Below are 17,145 nucleotides of genomic sequence, written 5' to 3'. Positions count from 1 at the left end.
GCAGCTCCTTAGGCCAGGGTGCCGGCCTGGTAATCGGCAAATGCCTGTTCCAGTTCGGCACGACTGTTCATCACGAACGGACCGTACTGCGCGATCGGCTCACACAGCGGCTTGCCGGCCAGCACCAGCACGCTGGCACCCGCTTCGCTGTGAAAGCTCACGCCGTCACCACTGCCGGATAGCACCGCCATGCGCCCCTCGGTCACCGGCCGCGCCGGCTCGCCGACGGCGATCTGGCCCTGGTACACGTACAAAAAGGCGTTATGCCCGGCCGGGATGCTGATCTGCTGCGTCTGGCCTGCGGCCAACGTTACGTCCAGATACAGCGGCTCGGTGTCCGGCTGCTGGATAGTGCCGGCGGTGTCGGCGTAATGGCCGGCAATCACCTTCACCTTGCTGCCATCAGCCAGGCTGACCACCGGAATATCGCTGGACGGAATGTCCTGGTAGGCAGCCGGAATCATCTTGCGCTTGCCCGGCAGGTTGATCCACAGCTGGAAGCCGTGCATCAGGCCTTCTTCCTGCTCCGGCATTTCGGAGTGGATCACGCCGCGACCGGCAGTCATCCACTGCACGCCGCCCGGCCCCAGCAGGCCTTCGTTGCCGCCGCTGTCGCGGTGGCGCATGCGCCCGGCCAGCATGTAGGTGACGGTCTCGAAGCCGCGGTGCGGATGCGGCGGGAAGCCGGCGATATAGTCATTGGGGTCGTCGGAGCGGAACTCGTCCAGCATCAGGAACGGATCGAGCCGGCGCTGCAGGTCCTGTGTCAGCACGCGCTTGAGATTGACCCCGGCGCCGTCGGCGGTGTCGATGCCGACCACCAGGCGTTCTACCTGGCGGGATTGGAAAGCAGTAGTCATGGTAGCGTTCCTCGTAGCGTTGTTATGCGGCCAACTATAAGAAAGCCGCCGCCGATAGAAAAGCGCAAAAAACTGCAAGCAGTCTTCAAAAAAAACGAGCAAAAAAGCCGCCCACAACGGACGGCTTGGCAACGGCGGCGCAGCGGCTTACTCGCTGGCCGGCGCCAGCATCTCCTGCGCCCACACCATGGCGTCCAGGTGGCTGCGGTTCACCACCGCCGGCTCCAGCTTGAGCATGCGCGCCAGCGTGGTTACCCGTTCGATGTTGTCCTGCTCCGCCGCCATCGCCAGCGCCAGGTACGGCGCAAACAACCCGCGCTGGTTGAGCAGCGCATCCGCCACCGTCGGCGGCAGCTCCAGCGGCTCCAGCGCATCGGCCAGCTTCACCTGCATCAGCGCATCCAGCAGCGAGAACATGCCGGTCAGGAACAGGTGCTCGCACTCCAGCTTGTGGTTGCCGCCCATCTCGCCCAGCTTCTGCATGAAGCGGGCGCGGAACAGCGAGCGCTCCATCAGCGCCACCGAGCGGCCATCGTCCTTGCGGGTGGTGAACAGCAGCAGCGTCAGCCACTTGAACAGCGAATCGCGGCCGATCAGCATCAGCGATTCCTGGATGGTCATCACCTTGCGCGACAGGCCGTTCATCGGCGAGTTGATGAAGCGCAGCAGCTTGAACAGCAGCAGCGAATCCAGCTTGAACTGGGCGTCGATCTCCACGCCGTCGGCGCCGGCGCGCAGCAGGCGCATGATTTCCATGATGCGCATCTGGCTGGCATCCACCTGCGCCGCCGGCAGCGGGTGGAAGTTGGTAAGGAAGCTGCCCTGGTACAAGGCGAAGCGCTTGGCGGCGCCCGGCGTTTTCACGCACACGTCGAACTCTTCCGCCGAGCCGATATTGCGCGCATACCAGCGCGCCGCCGGGTATTTGCCCGGCAGCTGGTCCAGGAACGGTGCCAGCACATCGTCCACCGCGGCGGCGAAATCCAGCACCAGGATGTCCATGCGCGACAGCAGCTCGTCCTGCAGCAGCTCGGACGCCACGTGGTGGCCGAACAGCGCCGGCTCCAGCGCAAAGCGGCGCCCCTGCGCCTTGTGACGGTCGATCTCGGCGATGATGGCCTCGGTCACCGGCTCGTCCGACGGCGGGTTGAGCACGAAGTACACGCGGTCGGTCGGAAAGCCTTCCAGCGCCGGGTCGTTCAGCGAGGTGGTGGAGATGTGCACCAGCGCGCGGCGGAAGGCCAGCAGGCGGAACACGTCCATATTGATCAGCGTGCTGATCATCAGGTGATCGAACTGCACCCACTGGCTGGCGCTGGATTCCTTGCGCCGCAGCGCGTCGCGCACCATGAACTCGTAGGCGACCACCCGCTGCTGACTGTCGTGCACCGCCTGGTGCATCACAAAGCCGAAGGTGGGCGGCAGCACCGGAGCGGCCTGGGAGGCCGGGTCCGGCGTGGCGGCCGCGGGGACGGCACCCGGCTCGTTGGCCGCCGGCTCATCCTTGTTGCCCTTGCCCAAACCACCAAACAGACTTTTCAACATGATCGGGTATCCCGTCGTAAAACCAGTGTTATTCAGAGCCAAGCGCTTGCCGCTGCGCGACAAGCGTATCTGGTTATCAATCTAGCCGATGCGCCCCGGAATGCGCGGGGTATCGACATGCACATCGCCGCACTGCGCGCGGTGGCGCAGCGCGTGGTCGATCAACACCAGCGCCAGCATCGCCTCGGCGATCGGCGTGGCGCGGATGCCGACGCACGGATCGTGGCGGCCATGGGTTTCCATCTCGATCGGCTCGCCGGCCTTGTTGATGGAGCGGCGCGGCTGGGCGATGGACGAGGTCGGCTTGATGGCGATCGACACTTCGATGTCCTGGCCGGTGGAAATGCCGCCCAGCACGCCGCCGGCGTGGTTGCTGGCAAAGCCCTGCGGCGTCAGTTCGTCGCCGTGCTCGCTGCCGCGCTGGGTGACGCAGCCGAAGCCGGCGCCGATCTCCACGCCCTTCACCGCGTTGATGTTCATCATCGCGTAGGCGATGTCGGCGTCCAGGCGGTCGTACACCGGCTCGCCCCAACCCACCGGTACGTTCTCGGCCACCACGCGCAGGCGTGCGCCGACCGAGTCCAGGCTCTTGCGGATGCTGTCCATATAGGCTTCCAGCTCGTCCACCTTGCTGGCGTCGGCGGCAAAGAACGGGTTGTCGTTGACCACGTTCCAGCTCTGGAACGGAATTTCCACCGCGCCGATCTGCGTCATGTGGCCGCGGATCACGATGCCGAATTTCTCGCGCAGCCATTTCTTGGCAATGGCGCCGGCGGCCACCCGCACCGCGGTCTCGCGCGCCGAGGAGCGGCCGCCGCCACGCGGGTCGCGGATGCCGTACTTGTGCCAGTAGGTGTAGTCGGCGTGCCCCGGGCGGAAGGTATCGGCGATATTGCCGTAGTCCTTGCTGCGCTGGTCGGTGTTGCGGATCAACAGCGCGATTGGCGTGCCGGTGGTCTTGCCCTCGTACACGCCGGAGAGGATCTCGACAGTGTCCGGCTCGCGGCGCTGGGTCACGTGGCGGCTGGTACCGGGCTTGCGGCGATCCAGCTCGGCCTGAATGTCGGCCTCGGACAGTTCCAGCCCCGGTGGGCAGCCATCCACCACGCAGCCGATACCCGGCCCGTGGCTTTCGCCGAAAGAGGTGACAGAAAACAGCAGACCCATGCTATTGCCAGACATCGCTTTATCCCTAGATTCTTGTGGTGATCGCGATGGATTCTAGCACGGCTGGCAGCGCCTCCAGAGAGGCAGCCGACAGTTCACCGCCGGGCCATGCCGCCTCCACCGCGAGCACCGATTGGTACAGAGCGACCACCGCGCAAAAATACTTAAACGCCGCCGGCGAGCGGCGGGTGGCCGGCGGGGAAATGCTGCTCCATCCACTGCTGTATTTCCTGCACAAACAGCCGTACTTTCAACGAGTTGCGGCGCGATGCCGGATACACCGCATACACATGGTCGCGGCCAAAACTTTCACCGGTGCAGTAATACTCCGGCAGCACTTGCTGCAGCCGTCCGACCGCCAGGTGACGCAGCGCGCTCCAGCGCGGACACGGCAGGATGCCCTGCCCGGCGCAGGCGGCGTCGATCAGCAGATCGAAGTTGTCGGACTGGATGCGGCCAACCGGTTCGATGCGCTGGCTGTGGCCATCGCGGCTGAAGAACCACGCCGGGTTGAGCAGCGGGTGGCGGTAGATCAGGCAGCGGTGCAGCGCCAGATCGCGCGGCTCGCGCAGCGGCGGCGCGCTGGCCAGGTAGTCGGCCGACGCGCACACCATCACCCGGTTATCGCCGATCACCTTGGCGATCTGCCCTGGCAGATCGTGGTGCCCCAGCCGCAGCGCCACATCGTAGTTTTCCGCCACCAGGTCCACGTAGCGGTCCGACAGCGCCACGTCCAGCTCCACCTCCGGATAACGCTGCATGAAGGCCGGGCAGAACGACGACAGCACCGCGCGCCCGAACGACAGCGCCGCAGTGATGCGCAGCCGGCCGCGCGGCATGCCGTCCAGCTCGTTGATGCGCTGGCCGACGCGCGCCAGCTGCGCCATCGCCTCGCTGGCGGTTTCCAGATAGATGCGGCCGGCCTCGGTCAGCGCCACCTGGCGCGTGGTGCGTGTCAGCAGCCGGCTGCCCAGCGACGCCTCCAGTCCATTGATAGCCTTGGTGATGGCCGATGGCGTCTTGCCCAGCTTCAGCGCCGCCCGCGACAGGCTGCCGGTTTCCGCCACCGCCAGAAAGGCGGAAATCGCGTGAAAAGTATCCATGAGTTTTTCCATTCAGGAAAAAAAGAACTGCGCACCACGTGCTTTATCCGCCGGGGCGAATCGCGCCATGATGGCTGCACCGCTTGCCATATTGCGGACTACAAATGGAGAAAGGCAATGAAAACAACCGTTAAAACCCTTGCCGCAAGCTGTCTTGTCGGCTTTATACCGCTGGCCGCCCACGCCGGCGGCACGCTTAACATCTACAACTGGGGCGAGTACTTCGCCCCCGACACTATTGCCAATTTCGAAAAAGAAAGCGGCATCAAGGTGCGGCTGGACGTGTACGACAGCAACGAGGTGCTGCAAACCAAGCTGCTGGCCGGCGGCAGCGGCTACGACCTGGTATTTCCGTCCAACGATTTTCTCAGCCGCCAGATCCAGAGCGGGGTGTACCAGAAGCTGGACAAGAGCAAGCTGCCAAACCTGAAAAACCTCGATCCGGCCTTCGTGCCCAAGGTGGGCAGCGTCGACCCGGGCATGCAGTACAGCGTGCCGTATATGTGGGGCACCACCGCCATCGGCTACAACGTCGACAAGGTGAAAAAGGCGCTCGGCGGCCAGCTGCCGGCCAACAGCTATGAGCTGCTGTTCAACCCGGCCATCCTCGCCAAGCTGCAAGGCTGTGGCGTGGCCTACAACGATGCCGGCAGCGCCATGTTCCCGCTGGCACTGCGCTACGTTGGCCGCGACCCTAACAGTACCAAGCCGCAGGACTACGAAGCCGCCGCCGGCGTGCTGCAGAAGGCGCGCCCGTTCGTGCGCCGCCTGATCGCCACCCCGGTGATGAACGATCTGGCCAACGGCGAAGTCTGCGTGTCCACCGGCTATTCCGGCGCCGTGCTGGTGGCCAAGCTGCGCGCCCGCGACAGCAAGACCGGCAACAACATCGCCTACAGCATCCCGCAGAGCGGCGCACCGATCTGGTTCGACAGCATGGTGATCCCCAAGGACGCCAAGAATGTCGACAACGCGCACAAGTTCATCAACTACATCCTGCGCCCGGACGTGGTGGCCCACATCAGCAACGCGGTGATGTACCCCAGCCCCAATGCCAAGGCGGTGAAGCTGATGAGCAAGGACCTCACCGGCGACCCGATGATCTTCCCGGACAGCAAGCGCATGCAGACGCTGTGGGTGCAACGTCCGTTCGACCCGGCCACCATGCGGCTGCAGACCCGCCTGTGGCAAAAATTCAAGACCGGCCGTTAAGCGGGAGCGCCAGCCATGACCACTACCGGCTTCATCTACGACGACCTGTTTCTGGAACACAACGCCGGCCGCCAGCAGTACTGCGGCCAACATGGCAGTGCCGATTGCGGCGAGGAGTTCGACACCCCGCTGCGCCTGCGCTACACCAAGGCACTGCTCGACGCCACCGGCATGACGGCGCGCCTGCGTCCGCTTGACTACCAGCCGGCCGGCGACGACGCCCTGCTGCGGGTACACACCCCGGCCTACCTCGCCAGCCTGGCGGCCAACTGTGCCGCGGCGCAAAGCGATGGCGTGCAGCTGGGTTCCGACGCCCGCGGCGGCCCGGCCACCGAACGCATCGCCCGCGCCGCCGCCGGTGGCGCCTGTGCCGCGGTGGATGCGGTAATGCAGGGCGAAGTGCGCAACACCTACGCGCTGATCCGCCCCTCCGGCCACCATGCCGGCCCGGACTACGCCATGGGCTACTGCTACTACAACAACGTGGCGGTGGCCGCGCGCCACGCGCAGGCCAAGTACAGCGTCGAACGCGTCGCCATCATCGACTGGGACGTGCACCACGGCAACGGCACCCAGCACATCTTCTACGGCGACGACAGCGTGCTGTTCTGCTCGCTGCACGAAGAGGACAACTACCCGCAGGAAGGCGGCAGCAGCGCCGAACACGGCGAAGGCCGCGGTGCGGGCTACACCGTCAACATTCCGCTGCCGGCCGGCAGCGGCTACGCCGCCTATGCCGACGCCTTCGAGCGCGTGCTGCTGCCCATCCTGCGCCGCTTCGCGCCGCAGCTGATCCTGGTCTCCGCCGGCCAGGATGCCAATGCCTACGACCCGCTGGGGCGCATGCGTCTGACCCGCCCCGGCTACCGCCGCCTGGCCGCCAGCCTGGTGGCCGTGGCCGAAAGCCTGTGCGGCGGCCGCATCGTGATGCTGCAGGAAGGCGGCTACAGCCTGCCCTACCTGCCGATCGCCACCCTCGGCGTGATCGAGGGCCTGAGCGGCCAGCAGGTCGACTTCGACGACCCACACCTGATACCCGACCGGCCGCTGAGCGCCGGCGAAGCCAGCGCCGTCAGCCACGCGCTGGATGCACAACGCCCGTACTGGGCCGGATTGGAGGAACACCATGCGTAACGTCACCGTCGCCACCACCCAGATGCGCTGCAGCTGGGGCCGTGCGACCAACCTTGAGCGCGCCGAAGCGCTGGTGCGCGAAGCCGCCGCCCGCGGCGCCAACATCATCCTACTGCAGGAGCTGTTTGAAACGCCGTACTTCTGTATCGACCAGCGCCACCACCACAACGCGCTGGCCGCACCGTTCGACGGCCACCCGTGGCTGGGCCGCTTCGCCGCGCTGGCGCGCGAACTGCAGGTGGTGCTGCCGGTGAGCTTTTTCGAACAGGCCGGCAACACCCAGTTCAACAGCCTGGCGATGATCGACGCCGACGGCAGCATCCTCGGCCACTACCGCAAGATGCACATTCCGGATGGCCCCGGCTACAGCGAAAAGTTCTACTTCTCGCCCGGCGATATGGGCTTCAAGGTGTGGGACACCCGCTACGGCAAGCTGGGCGTCGGCATCTGCTGGGATCAGTGGTTCCCGGAGACCGCGCGCTGCATGGCACTGATGGGCGCCGAGATTCTGCTCTACCCCACCGCCATCGGCAGCGAGCCGCACGATGCGAGCATCAACTCCATGCGCCACTGGCAGAACACCCAGCGCGGCCACGCCGCGGCCAACGTGATGCCACTGCTGGCCAGCAACCGCGTCGGCACCGAACACGGCGAGGCCGGCACGCATATCAGCTTCTACGGCGGCTCCTTCATCGCCGCCGAAGACGGCGAACTGCGCGCCGAGGCGGCAGACGAAGACGGCTGCATCCTCACCGCCAGCTTCGACCTGGATGCGCTGGCCGCCAAACGCCGCGCCTGGGGCGTGTTCCGCGACCGCCGCGTGGAGCACTACGGCACGCTGCTGCAGTTTGCGCAGGGTTGAGCCGACGATAGAAAAATACTTGGTTGCAGCACGAAAACGCCGTCCACCGGAACAGTGGACGGCGTTTTCACTGGTGCCGGGCTGCGGCCAACGTTGGCCACATACCCGCGACCCGACCAGCTAGCGCGCCACCTCCGCTGCCGTCAGCGCCGGCGAAACCGGCCGCCGGTGCGCCCGGTCCGCCTGCCACACGAACAGCGCACCCAGCAGCGTCAGCAGCAGCATGCTCCACAGCATGGCGCTGCCGGGCATGGCGGTAAGCAGCAGGCCGGCCAGCACCGGGCTGCCAGCGGCGCCCAGCTGTGCCAGGTTCTGTGCGCCGTAGTAGCTGCCCTTCAGCTGTTCCGGCGCGATGGCGTCGATGTACAGGTACTCCGCCGGCACCAGCAGGATCTCGCCCAGGGTGAACAGCACCATCCAGCCGCACCACAGCCATAGCGACGGCGACAGCGCGAAGCCGGCCAGGCCGGCGGCCAGCAGCACCGAGGCCAGCATGATCCAGCGCAGCAGGTTGTGCGGCCGCAGCAGGCGGCCCAGCCAGTACTGGCACAGCACCACGGTAACGGCGTTGCAGGTGATCAGCGCCGACATCCAGCGCAGTACCTCGGCATCGCTGTGGCTTTGCAGCAGGTACAGCGACAGGTAGTCGGAAAAACGGCCGTGCACCACGCAGGCCAGCAGGCTGCCGATGGTGAACAGCACCAGGGTGTGGTCGCGGCGCAGCAGCTGCAGCGTGGCGGCGAACTGCTGCGGCTGGCTGGCCTGCGCCGCCGCGTGGCCGCGCGGTACCAGCCGGGTGAGTGGCAGGCTGAGCAGCGCCAGCAGCCCCGCCAGCCAGTACGCCCACGCCATCTGGCCGGCCGCCAGCAGGCTGCCCAGCAGCGGGCCGATGGCATAGCCGACATTGGCCAGTGTGTAGCGCAGTGAGAAGGCGCGGCTGCGCTCCGCCGGCGGCAGCGAATCGCTGAGCAGCGCCTTGATGGCGATGCCGAACAGCACGAAGGCCAGCTCCACCAGCAGTAGCGCCACGGCGGCCAGCGCGGTATGGCGACAGGCCGGCAGCAGCGCAAAGCCGACACCGATGGCCAGCAGCGCTGCCTGCAGCAGGCGGCGGCGGTCGGCGCGATCCACCAGATAGCCGGCATACAACCCGCCCAGGGTGGCGGCCAGCAGTACGGCGCCCAGCAGCAGACCGATCTGCTGGGCGGCCAACTGCAGCTGCCGCCCCAGCGTCAGCACCAACAGCGGCGACACCAGCGCGCGGCTGATCGACAACACAAAACTGCTCAGCAACAGCTGCTGCACCAGTGGGGGAAAACGCGACACGATGACACTCCTGAGTTGCGGTTTACGCGCTGCGTTGCGGCGGCGATACGAGTGCGGAAGGTGCTTTTACTGCGAGTAAATTCCGCGGCTCCGACCGCGATGGTCGGCACTTGCACTCGCTGCCAGCAACGTAAACCGGCGGTTACTTGCGATGCCGTCAGTATCGGCAACAAAGCAGAAGCAAAAAATGGATAATCCTTCCATTATTTACTTCCGCTTTTATCCGTCGCGGCCACCTTGGCCGCGGCCAGGAGTCGCCATGCGTCTGGAACAACAATACCGGCTGCTGCATCAGCACTACGGCGAAGCCGACAGCCATCCCGGCCTGCCGGCGCTGGCCGCGCTACTGAACTGCAGCGAGCGCAATGTGCGGCTGCAGCTGGGCAAGATGCAGGCACAGGGCTGGATCGCCTGGCAGGCCGGCCGTGGCCGCGGCCGGCTGTCCACCCTGCGCTGCCTGCGCGCGCCGGACACGCTGGCGCTGGACAGCGTTGGCCGCCTGCTGGCGCAGGGCGAGCTGGAACAGGCGTTTGCCCGCCTGCCGCCGGAACAGCGCGGCCAGCTGATGGCGCAGCTGTCGTGCTATCTGGGCGCCGGCAACAACCGCCGCCAGTTGCGCATCCCCATCCATCGCCAGCTCACCACGCTGGACCCGCAGCAAGTCAGCAGCCGGCTGGAAGCGCATCTGGTGCGGCAGCTGTTCGATCGCCTGTGCGATTTCGACGTGCACAGCCAGACGCTGCAGCCGGCGCTGGCGCACCACTGGGAGGCACAGCACGACGCGTGCCGCTGGCGCTTCTGGCTGCGACCGGGCATCAGCTTTCACGACGGCACGCCGCTGGATGCCCAGGCGGTGGCGGCCAGCCTGCGCCGGCTGGACCACCCGGCCTGCCCGTGGCGGCGGCAGTACCGCGGCCTGCGCGCCATCCGGCTGCACGATGCGCTGTCGCTGAGCTTCGAGCTGGCCGACAGCGACTGGCTGTGGCCGCAGCGGCTGATCACCGCCAATGCCTCCATCGTGCCGCTGCGGCGGGCGGCGGGCTTTGCGCAGCTGCCGGTGGGCAGCGGCCCGTTCCGCGTGCTGCGCCACAGCCCGCAGCGGCTGACGCTGCAGGCCAACCCGCACTACTACCGCGAGCGGCCGCTGCTGGACGAGATCGACCTGTGGGTGATCGACACCCCGGCACAGCAGCAAGGCTTCGATGTGCGGCTGGACGCCGCCGGCGGCGATCGCTCGCTGCAATCGGCCTGCACCTACCTGGTGCCCAACCCGCAGCGACCGCTGCTGCGCGACGCCGCCAGCCGGCGCTGGCTGCTGCGGCTGCTGTCGCAGCCGTCGGTGATTACCGCCGACGATCCGCTGCGGCGCCCGGCGCACGGCCTGCTGCCGGACTGGCAGCAGCCAGCGGTGGCCCCGGCGGCGGCGGCGCTGCCACCCGGCAGCCAGCTGCGGCTGGTGACCTACGAGCTGGCAGCCTTCCAGCCGCTGGCGCAGGCACTGGCGGCGCGGCTGGCCGCCGCCGGCATCGGGCTGCAGATCGTCACCCTGGACTATCCGCGCTACGAACGACTGCAGGAATGGTGGCCGGATACCGACCTGGTGCTGGGCAGCGAGGTGCTGCACGACGACCGCGACTACAGCTGCCACGAATGGTTTGGCAGCAATCCGACGCTGCGGCTGGCGCTGGGCGAGGTCGGCGGTGCACGCATGGATGCGGCGCTGCTGGCAATCCAGCGCCAGCCGTCACCCGCTGCGCGCATGGCGGCGTACCGGCAGATCGGCGACTGGCTGGTGGCCGAAGGCTGGCTGCTGCCGCTATCGCACGAATACCAGGGCGTGATCGCCAGCCCGGCGGTGGCCGGGTTGACGCTGGGGCTGAATGGCTGGATGGATTTCTCGCGGCTATGGCTGCAGGACGAAGCCTGAGCGCCGGGCCAACCGCTGCGGCCAACGTTGGCCGCATAAAACAACAGCGCCCCGTGTCGGGGCGCTGTGGCATGACTAGCCGACTGTGCTTACCACGGCACGCTGCCGCCGCGGCGGCGATACCAGCCGGTCACCGACAGCCGCTGCTGTGTTGCCGGCAGCACCTCGTGCCAGAAACGGTCGGACAGGAACAGCACCAGGGTGCCGGCCTCCGGCGTTACGTCGATGTGCTGCGTGCAATCGGCGTCCAGATACAAGCGGATCTCGCCACCAGCATCCTGCGGCCAAGCTTCGTTGAGATAGAACACCGTGGTCAGGGTGCGGGCGTCGTCGTCGCGGAAGCGGTCGAGATGCTTCTTGTAGAACGCGCCTTCCGGGTACACCGCGAAGTGCGACTCCAGCTCGGCCAGCCCCAGGTACAGGCCACGGTTCACCGCCTGCATGATGTCGTCCATCGCCGCGTTGTAGGCGGCCACCGCCGGCAGCGTCGCCACTTTATCCAGCCACAGCACCGAATCGCTGCGGATCTCGGCGCGGCGCGCCTGGCCATCGCCACGGCCGGTGGCGGCCTCGTGGAACAGCCCCTGCTGCCACACCTGCAGGCAGGCGTCGCGCAGCTCGGCGGTCAGCGCCGCCGGCATGGCATGGGGAATCACCACCCAGCCATCGGTGGCCAGGCGGTCGAGTACGGCATCAATATCGAATTGCAGGGACATCGCGGTAATCGGCAAAAAATCGGTCAGGCGGCTTTCTACCATGCGGCGGCGGCGCCGCCAATGCATTGCATCAAGCCTGCAGCAGCCAGTTGATGCCGCCACCGCCCAGCAGCAGCCAGCCGAACAGCAGCGCCGCCAGCAGCAGCGGTTGCCAGCCGGCGGCGCGGATGGCGGCCAGGCGGGTATCCAGCCCCAGCGCGGCCATGGCGGTGGCCAGCAGCAGGCGGTCCAGCTGCAGCAGACCGTCGCGCAGCCCGGCGGCCAGCACGCCGCTGCTGTTGACGGCGATGGCGGCGATAAATCCAAACGCGAACCACGGCACGGTGATCGGCACCCGCTGGCCGGTAGGCGCGGCACGACGCTGCCAGCAGGCGGCCAGCAGCAGCAGGAACGGCGCCAGCAGCATCACCCGCAGCATCTTGGTCAGCACCGCGTTGGCCGCGGCGCCCTCGCCCACCGCGCGGCCGGCGGCCACCACCTGCGCCACTTCGTGCAGGGTGGAGCCGGTCAGCACGCCGTAGGCGGCCTCGTTCAGCCCCAGCGGCGCCAGCAGGCTGTACAGCCACGGATACAGCAGCATGGCGATGCTGCCGAACAGCACCACGCCGGCCACCGCCACGCTGGCACGCTCGCCGCTGGCGCGGATCACCGGCTGGGTGGCCAGCACCGCCGCCGCGCCGCAGATGGCGCTGCCGGCGCCGATCAGCACGCAGCTGTCGCGGTCCAGCCCCAGCTTGCGCCCCAGCCACAATGCCAGCCCGAAAGTGCTAGCCAGCACCAGCGCATCGATCAGCAATACCCGCCCGCCCAGCTGCAGCAGCTGGCCCAGCGTCAGCTGCAGGCCGAACAGCACGATGCCGGCGCGCAGCAGTTGCTGCTTGCACAGCCGCAACCCTGGCTGCCAGCGGGATGGCAGCGGCCGCAGATTGGCCAGCACGATGCCGCCCAGCATTGCCAGCGTCAGCGCCGAGCCGCCATGCGCGGCCAACCATGGCAGGCTGGCCAGCTGTCCGGCGGCCAGTGCCAGCAGCAGCGCCGCCAGCAAGCCGGGTAAATATGCGTTTTTTTGCATATTGATAGCACCACAAGGTTTAACGGTGGCGCCAGCTTACGCAGCCGGCGTTTAGTGGTAAAACGGATAATATCGATCAACACCATTAGCAATACCGATCAATGACCCTCAAGCTCAGCCTGCGCGAACTGGAAGTGTTCGCCGCCATTGCCGATGCCGAATCGGTGACCCGTGCCGCCAGCACGCTGGCGCTGTCGCAATCCGCCGCCAGCCAGGCACTGGCGCAGCTGGAAAGCGCGCTGGGCGCGGCGCTGTTCGACCGCATCGGCCGCCGCCTGCAGCTGAACGAGAACGGCCGCGCGCTGCTGCCGCGGGCACGGGCGCTGCTGGACGATGCCGCCGCGCTGCAGGGGCTGTTCGGCCAGGCGGCGCTGTCGCTGCGGCTGGGCGCCAGCACCACCATCGCCAACTACCTGTTGCCGCAAAGGTTGGCCGCACTGCGCCGTGACTGGCCGCAATGCAAGGTTCTCCTGCAGGTGGCCAACACCCGCGACATCGTGGCGGCGGTGGCGGCGCTGCGGGTGGATTTCGGCCTGATCGAAGGCCCGTGCCACCACCCGGAACTGCTGGCCACGCCGTGGCAGCAGGACGAGCTGGTGCTGATCGCGGCGGCGGAGCACCCGCTGGCACAGCAACCGCTATCCCGCGCCAGCCTGGCCGCCGCGCCGTGGCTGCTGCGCGAGGCCGGCTCCGGCACCCGCGAGGAAGTGGAACGCGTGCTGCTGCCGCTGCTGGGCAGCCTGCAGCTGGAAATGGAGCTGGGCGACTCCGAGGCCATCAAGCGCGCGGTGGCAGCCGGGTTGGGCATCAGCTGCCTGTCGCGGCGGGTGGTGGCGGAGCTGCTGGCCGACGGCAGCCTGGTGGAGCTGGCCGCCGGTTTGCCGCCGCTGGCGCGTACGCTGTGGTGCGTGCGCCACCGCGACAAACCGGTGGGGCGCAGCATGCAAGAGTTTTTGCAGCTGGATGCCGGCGGCGGCCAGGCCGGCGCGGCTCAGTAGTTTTCCACCACCCGCTGGTACTGCCCGGCCAGCCAGTGCAGCACCAGCGGAAAGTGGTCATGCACCGCATCCGGATGCGTCAGCAGGCTGACGTGGTCGTAATCGTGGCGATGGCCCTTGTGCCGCGCCAGCAGCCGCAGCCGCGACAGATGTTGGCCGCTTTCATCGCGAAAGCGCCGCACATCGTCCGGGTGGCCGCGGCAGGGGTCGTTGCGGGCGGCGAAGTACAGCGCCGGCGGCAAGCGGTGCTGCTGCGCGGCGGCGGCGTAGTCGAAGCCATCGTCGCTATCCACCCACGGCGCCACCTGCGCCCACTGCTTGCTCTGGCGGTGGCTCTTGTCGGTCTCGTCGTCCGCCCCCAGGCCGATGCGCTGCGCCGGCAGGTAACCCACGCTGCGGCACAGCAGGCGGCCAACGATGTTCCACATCAGGTCCACCTCCAGCCGCTTGCGCCAGTTGCGCACATGCACGCTGCGCTTGCTGCCGAAATACACCAGGCTCTGCACCTGCGGGATCAACTGCGGATGGCGCAGCAGGCAGCTGCTCATGTGCACCCCACCCCAGGAATGCGCCAGCCAGTGCAGCGGCGCCTCGCCCTTGATGTGGCGCACCGCCGCATGCAGCGCCGGCAGGTCTTCGGTGATGGTTTCGGTCTGGCCGTGGCGGGCATGGCGGTCGATGCGCGGCGTGCTGTTGCCGCGCCCGCGCAGATCGGCCACAAACACATCGTAACCATGCGCCGCCAGATACGGCGCCAACCCCTTGCCGTTGGCGGAGTAGAAGATGCGGCCGTTGGCCATCACCCCGTGCAGCAGCAGCACTGCCGGCGCATCCAGCCTGCCTTTGGGGCGCAACCGTTTCAGGAACAGCGTATCGCGGTCGGTGACCGGCACCTGGATATCGTCCAGCCGAATGTTCATGTTTCCTCCCGTGGTGGTGTCGCCGGCTGTCTGCGCAGCCGTTTAAACAAGCGCTTGACTAAACCGCACCCCACCCCGCGGCGTCAACCGGAAACCACCTGCCGCCGGTCTGGCCGCTGCGCTAGTTACCACAGTCGAAACCCCGTAGACTGCCGCCTTTCTCTTTTAGTGCCTGGCGCAAGCCATGCTCGCCGATGCCCTTTTCCTCTTTTGCGCTGGACCCGGCGCTGCTGCACGCGCTGGATGAAGCCGGCTACCCGGCCGCCACCGCCATCCAGCAAGCGGCCATTCCGCTGATCCTGGCCGGCCACGACCTGCTGGCCACCGCCCACACCGGCGCCGGCAAAACCGCCGCCTACTGCCTGCCGCTGCTGCAACACTGGCTGCAGCGCAAGGGCAGCCACGGCAAGCGCTGCACCCTGCTGCTGCTGCCTACCCGCGAGCTGGCGCAGCAGGTCGGCGCCACGCTGCAACAGTTGGCCGCCCACCTGCCGCGCCTCAACATCGTTACCGCCTATGGCGGCGTGTCGATCAACCCGCAACTGCTGGCGCTGCGCGGCGGTGCGGATTTCCTGATCGCCACCCCCGGGCGGCTGCTGGACCTGATCGAGCACAACGCCGTGCAGCCGGCCAGCATCGACACCCTGGTGCTGGACGAAGCCGACCGCCTGCTGGCGCTGGGCTTTGCCGACGAACTGAACCGCATCCTGGCGCTGCTGCCGGCCAAACGGCAGACGCTGCTGTTCTCCGCCACCTTTGCGGCCAACGTGCAACAGCTGGCGGCCGGCCTGCTACAGCAGCCGCAGCGGGTGCACATCGCCGCCGAGCAGGTGCCGGACATCACCCAGCGCGCCATCGAGGTGGATGCCCGCCAGCGCAATGCGCTGCTGCTGCAGTTGCTGCAGCAGGAGGGTTGGCCGCAGGCGATGCTGTTCGTCAACAGCAAGCACGATGCCGCCGAACTGGCGCAGTGGTTGCAACGCGAAGGCATCCGCGCCGCCGCGCTGCATGGTGAGCTGGCGCAGGGGCGGCGCGAGCGGGTGCTGGACAATCTGAAGAACGGCACGCTGCAGGTGCTGGTGGCCACCGATCTGGCGGCACGCGGCATCGACGTGCCGGCGCTGCCGGCGGTGGTGAACATGGCGCTACCGCGCTCGCCGCAGGACTACACCCACCGCATCGGCCGTACCGGCCGCGCCGGGCAGCGCGGCGTGGCGGTCAGCCTGATCGACGCCGACAGCCGTGCGCACTTCCGCTTGATCGAAAAACGCCTCGGCCTGAAGCTGGCGCGCGAAGTGCTGCCGGGCTTCGAGCCAACCGATCAACCCGCCGCGCGGCTGCTGGCCAGCGACGACAACGGCGGCATCAAGGGCAAGCGCATGAGCAAAAAGGACAAGCTGCGCGCGGCGGCGGCCAAGCAGCCGGACTGAGACGCCATCAACCAAACGCCCTGCGGCCTTGCGCTATGACAAGGTTGGCCGCAGGGCGTTTTTGCAGGCGTCGTCCCGGAGAAATCTCTTAGTCGCCGAAGATATCTGCCGAAAAGTACTTTTTCTGAATCTTGCCGTAGCTGCCATTCTTGCGAATCTGGCTAATGGCCTGATTCAACCGCTGCACCAGCTCGGCATTGCCCTTTTTCACCGCGATGCCGGCACCTTCACCAAAGTAACGGACATCGGTAATCGGCGCGCCGACAAAGGCGTAACCAGCCCCCTGCTTGGTCTGGATGAAGTCCTGGTCACCCACTTCGCTGGTCACAAACACCCCATCCACCCGCCCGGACTTCAAATCCAAAAACGCTTCCGGCGCCTTGCCATACACCACGATATTGGCGCCATTCTTGCCCCACACATCGCGGGCATACTTCTCTTGCGTGGATGCCCGCAGCACACCGATACGCTTGCCGCTAAAATCCTTGGCGCCGATGCTGGAACCCGCTTTGGCGATCATGCGTGCCGGCACGTGGTAGTACTTATTGGTGAAATCCACCGCCTTCTTGCGCTCGGCGGTAATCGACATCGATGACAGGATGGCGTCGTATTTATTAGCGTTCAGCCCGGGAATCAGGCCGTCCCAGTCCTGCGGCACGATCTGGCACGTCACCTGCATGACCTGGCACAGTGCCTGGGCGATATCCACATCAAAACCTTGCAGATTGCCATCTGCCCCCTGTTTGGTGAACGGCGGGTAATTGCCATCCATGCCAAAACGCAGTGTCTCACCCTGTGCCGTGCCCAGCATGGCCAACAGCATGCCAGCCAGCGCCAGTTGTTTGATGGGTTTGTTCATGATGCTCTCCTTTG

General features: G+C 67.0%; 15 protein-coding genes. 6 read left to right on the top strand and 9 right to left on the bottom strand.

Annotation, left to right across the window (positions count from 1 at the left end):
* Positions 1–8: 8 nt before the first annotated feature.
* From ABNW52_RS00445 to ABNW52_RS00430, 4 genes are all read right to left on the bottom strand, one after another.
* The gene (locus ABNW52_RS00445) at positions 9–860 is read right to left on the bottom strand and encodes a pirin family protein (RefSeq protein ID WP_349582491.1); all 852 of its coding nucleotides are present in this window, start codon (positions 858–860) and stop codon (positions 9–11) included.
* Between the two features lie 147 nt (positions 861–1,007).
* The gene (locus ABNW52_RS00440; RefSeq protein ID WP_349582488.1) at positions 1,008–2,405 is read right to left on the bottom strand and encodes an EAL and HDOD domain-containing protein; all 1,398 of its coding nucleotides are present in this window, start codon (positions 2,403–2,405) and stop codon (positions 1,008–1,010) included.
* Positions 2,406–2,486: 81 nt separating this feature from the next.
* Positions 2,487–3,587: a chorismate synthase gene (aroC, locus tag ABNW52_RS00435; RefSeq protein WP_349582486.1), complete on the bottom strand. Its 1,101-nt coding sequence runs from the start codon at positions 3,585–3,587 to the stop codon at positions 2,487–2,489.
* Positions 3,588–3,736: 149 nt separating this feature from the next.
* Positions 3,737–4,675 (bottom strand): LysR family transcriptional regulator, encoded by a 939-nt coding sequence (locus ABNW52_RS00430; protein ID WP_349582483.1) that lies wholly within the window; start codon positions 4,673–4,675, stop codon positions 3,737–3,739.
* Positions 4,676–4,792: 117 nt separating this feature from the next.
* Between ABNW52_RS00430 and ABNW52_RS00425 the strand changes: the two genes are divergently transcribed.
* Genes ABNW52_RS00425 through aguB form a run of 3 tightly spaced genes read left to right on the top strand, consistent with a single transcriptional unit; the run spans position 4,793 to position 7,883 of the window.
* Positions 4,793–5,887: a polyamine ABC transporter substrate-binding protein gene (locus tag ABNW52_RS00425; protein WP_349582480.1), complete on the top strand. Its 1,095-nt coding sequence runs from the start codon at positions 4,793–4,795 to the stop codon at positions 5,885–5,887.
* Positions 5,888–5,902: 15 nt separating this feature from the next.
* Positions 5,903–7,021, top strand: coding sequence for an arginase family protein (locus tag ABNW52_RS00420; protein ID WP_349582478.1), 1,119 nt, complete (start codon positions 5,903–5,905; stop codon positions 7,019–7,021).
* Positions 7,014–7,883: an N-carbamoylputrescine amidase gene (gene aguB / locus ABNW52_RS00415; RefSeq protein WP_349582475.1), complete on the top strand. Its 870-nt coding sequence runs from the start codon at positions 7,014–7,016 to the stop codon at positions 7,881–7,883. Before ABNW52_RS00420 ends, aguB begins: the two co-directional genes overlap by 8 nt.
* 120 nt (positions 7,884–8,003) lie before the next feature.
* Here the strand turns inward: aguB and ABNW52_RS00410 are convergent, their stop codons facing one another.
* Entirely contained in the window at positions 8,004–9,209 is a 1,206-nt protein-coding gene (locus ABNW52_RS00410) for an MFS transporter (RefSeq protein ID WP_349582472.1), read from the bottom strand.
* A 259-nt stretch (positions 9,210–9,468) separates the two neighbouring features.
* Between ABNW52_RS00410 and ABNW52_RS00405 the strand changes: the two genes are divergently transcribed.
* A complete protein-coding gene (locus tag ABNW52_RS00405; RefSeq protein WP_349582470.1) occupies positions 9,469–11,136 on the top strand; it encodes an ABC transporter substrate-binding protein in 1,668 nt (555 codons plus the stop codon).
* Positions 11,137–11,225: 89 nt separating this feature from the next.
* Here the strand turns inward: ABNW52_RS00405 and ABNW52_RS00400 are convergent, their stop codons facing one another.
* Together ABNW52_RS00400 and ABNW52_RS00395 are read right to left on the bottom strand one after the other, a co-directional pair.
* Entirely contained in the window at positions 11,226–11,852 is a 627-nt protein-coding gene (locus ABNW52_RS00400; protein ID WP_349582468.1) for a 2OG-Fe(II) oxygenase, read from the bottom strand.
* Between the two features lie 70 nt (positions 11,853–11,922).
* Positions 11,923–12,924 (bottom strand): YeiH family protein, encoded by a 1,002-nt coding sequence (locus ABNW52_RS00395; protein ID WP_349582464.1) that lies wholly within the window; start codon positions 12,922–12,924, stop codon positions 11,923–11,925.
* Positions 12,925–13,025: 101 nt separating this feature from the next.
* Between ABNW52_RS00395 and ABNW52_RS00390 the strand changes: the two genes are divergently transcribed.
* Positions 13,026–13,922, top strand: a complete 897-nt coding sequence (locus ABNW52_RS00390; RefSeq protein WP_349582461.1) for a LysR family transcriptional regulator — start codon at positions 13,026–13,028, stop codon at positions 13,920–13,922.
* Here the strand turns inward: ABNW52_RS00390 and ABNW52_RS00385 are convergent.
* On the bottom strand, positions 13,916–14,842 hold the full coding sequence (locus tag ABNW52_RS00385; protein ID WP_349582459.1) for an alpha/beta hydrolase family protein: 927 nt from the start codon (positions 14,840–14,842) through the stop codon (positions 13,916–13,918). The two genes, ABNW52_RS00390 and ABNW52_RS00385, sit on opposite strands and share 7 nt — an antisense overlap.
* 194 nt (positions 14,843–15,036) lie before the next feature.
* Here ABNW52_RS00385 and ABNW52_RS00380 point away from each other — a divergent pair, with 194 nt between their 5' ends.
* Positions 15,037–16,272, top strand: coding sequence for a DEAD/DEAH box helicase (locus ABNW52_RS00380; RefSeq protein ID WP_349582457.1), 1,236 nt, complete (start codon positions 15,037–15,039; stop codon positions 16,270–16,272).
* 88 nt (positions 16,273–16,360) lie between these two features.
* Here ABNW52_RS00380 and ABNW52_RS00375 read toward each other — a convergent pair whose 3' ends face one another.
* Positions 16,361–17,131 (bottom strand): ABC transporter substrate-binding protein, encoded by a 771-nt coding sequence (locus ABNW52_RS00375; protein ID WP_349582455.1) that lies wholly within the window; start codon positions 17,129–17,131, stop codon positions 16,361–16,363.
* Between the last annotated feature and the right edge of the window lie 14 nt (positions 17,132–17,145).

Origin of the sequence: Vogesella oryzagri (assembly GCF_040148885.1) — a bacterium.
In the GTDB taxonomy this organism is placed as follows: domain Bacteria; phylum Pseudomonadota; class Gammaproteobacteria; order Burkholderiales; family Chromobacteriaceae; genus Vogesella; species Vogesella oryzagri.
Note: the sequence above shows the minus strand (reverse complement) of the source record. Positions and strands in the feature narration are given on the sequence as shown.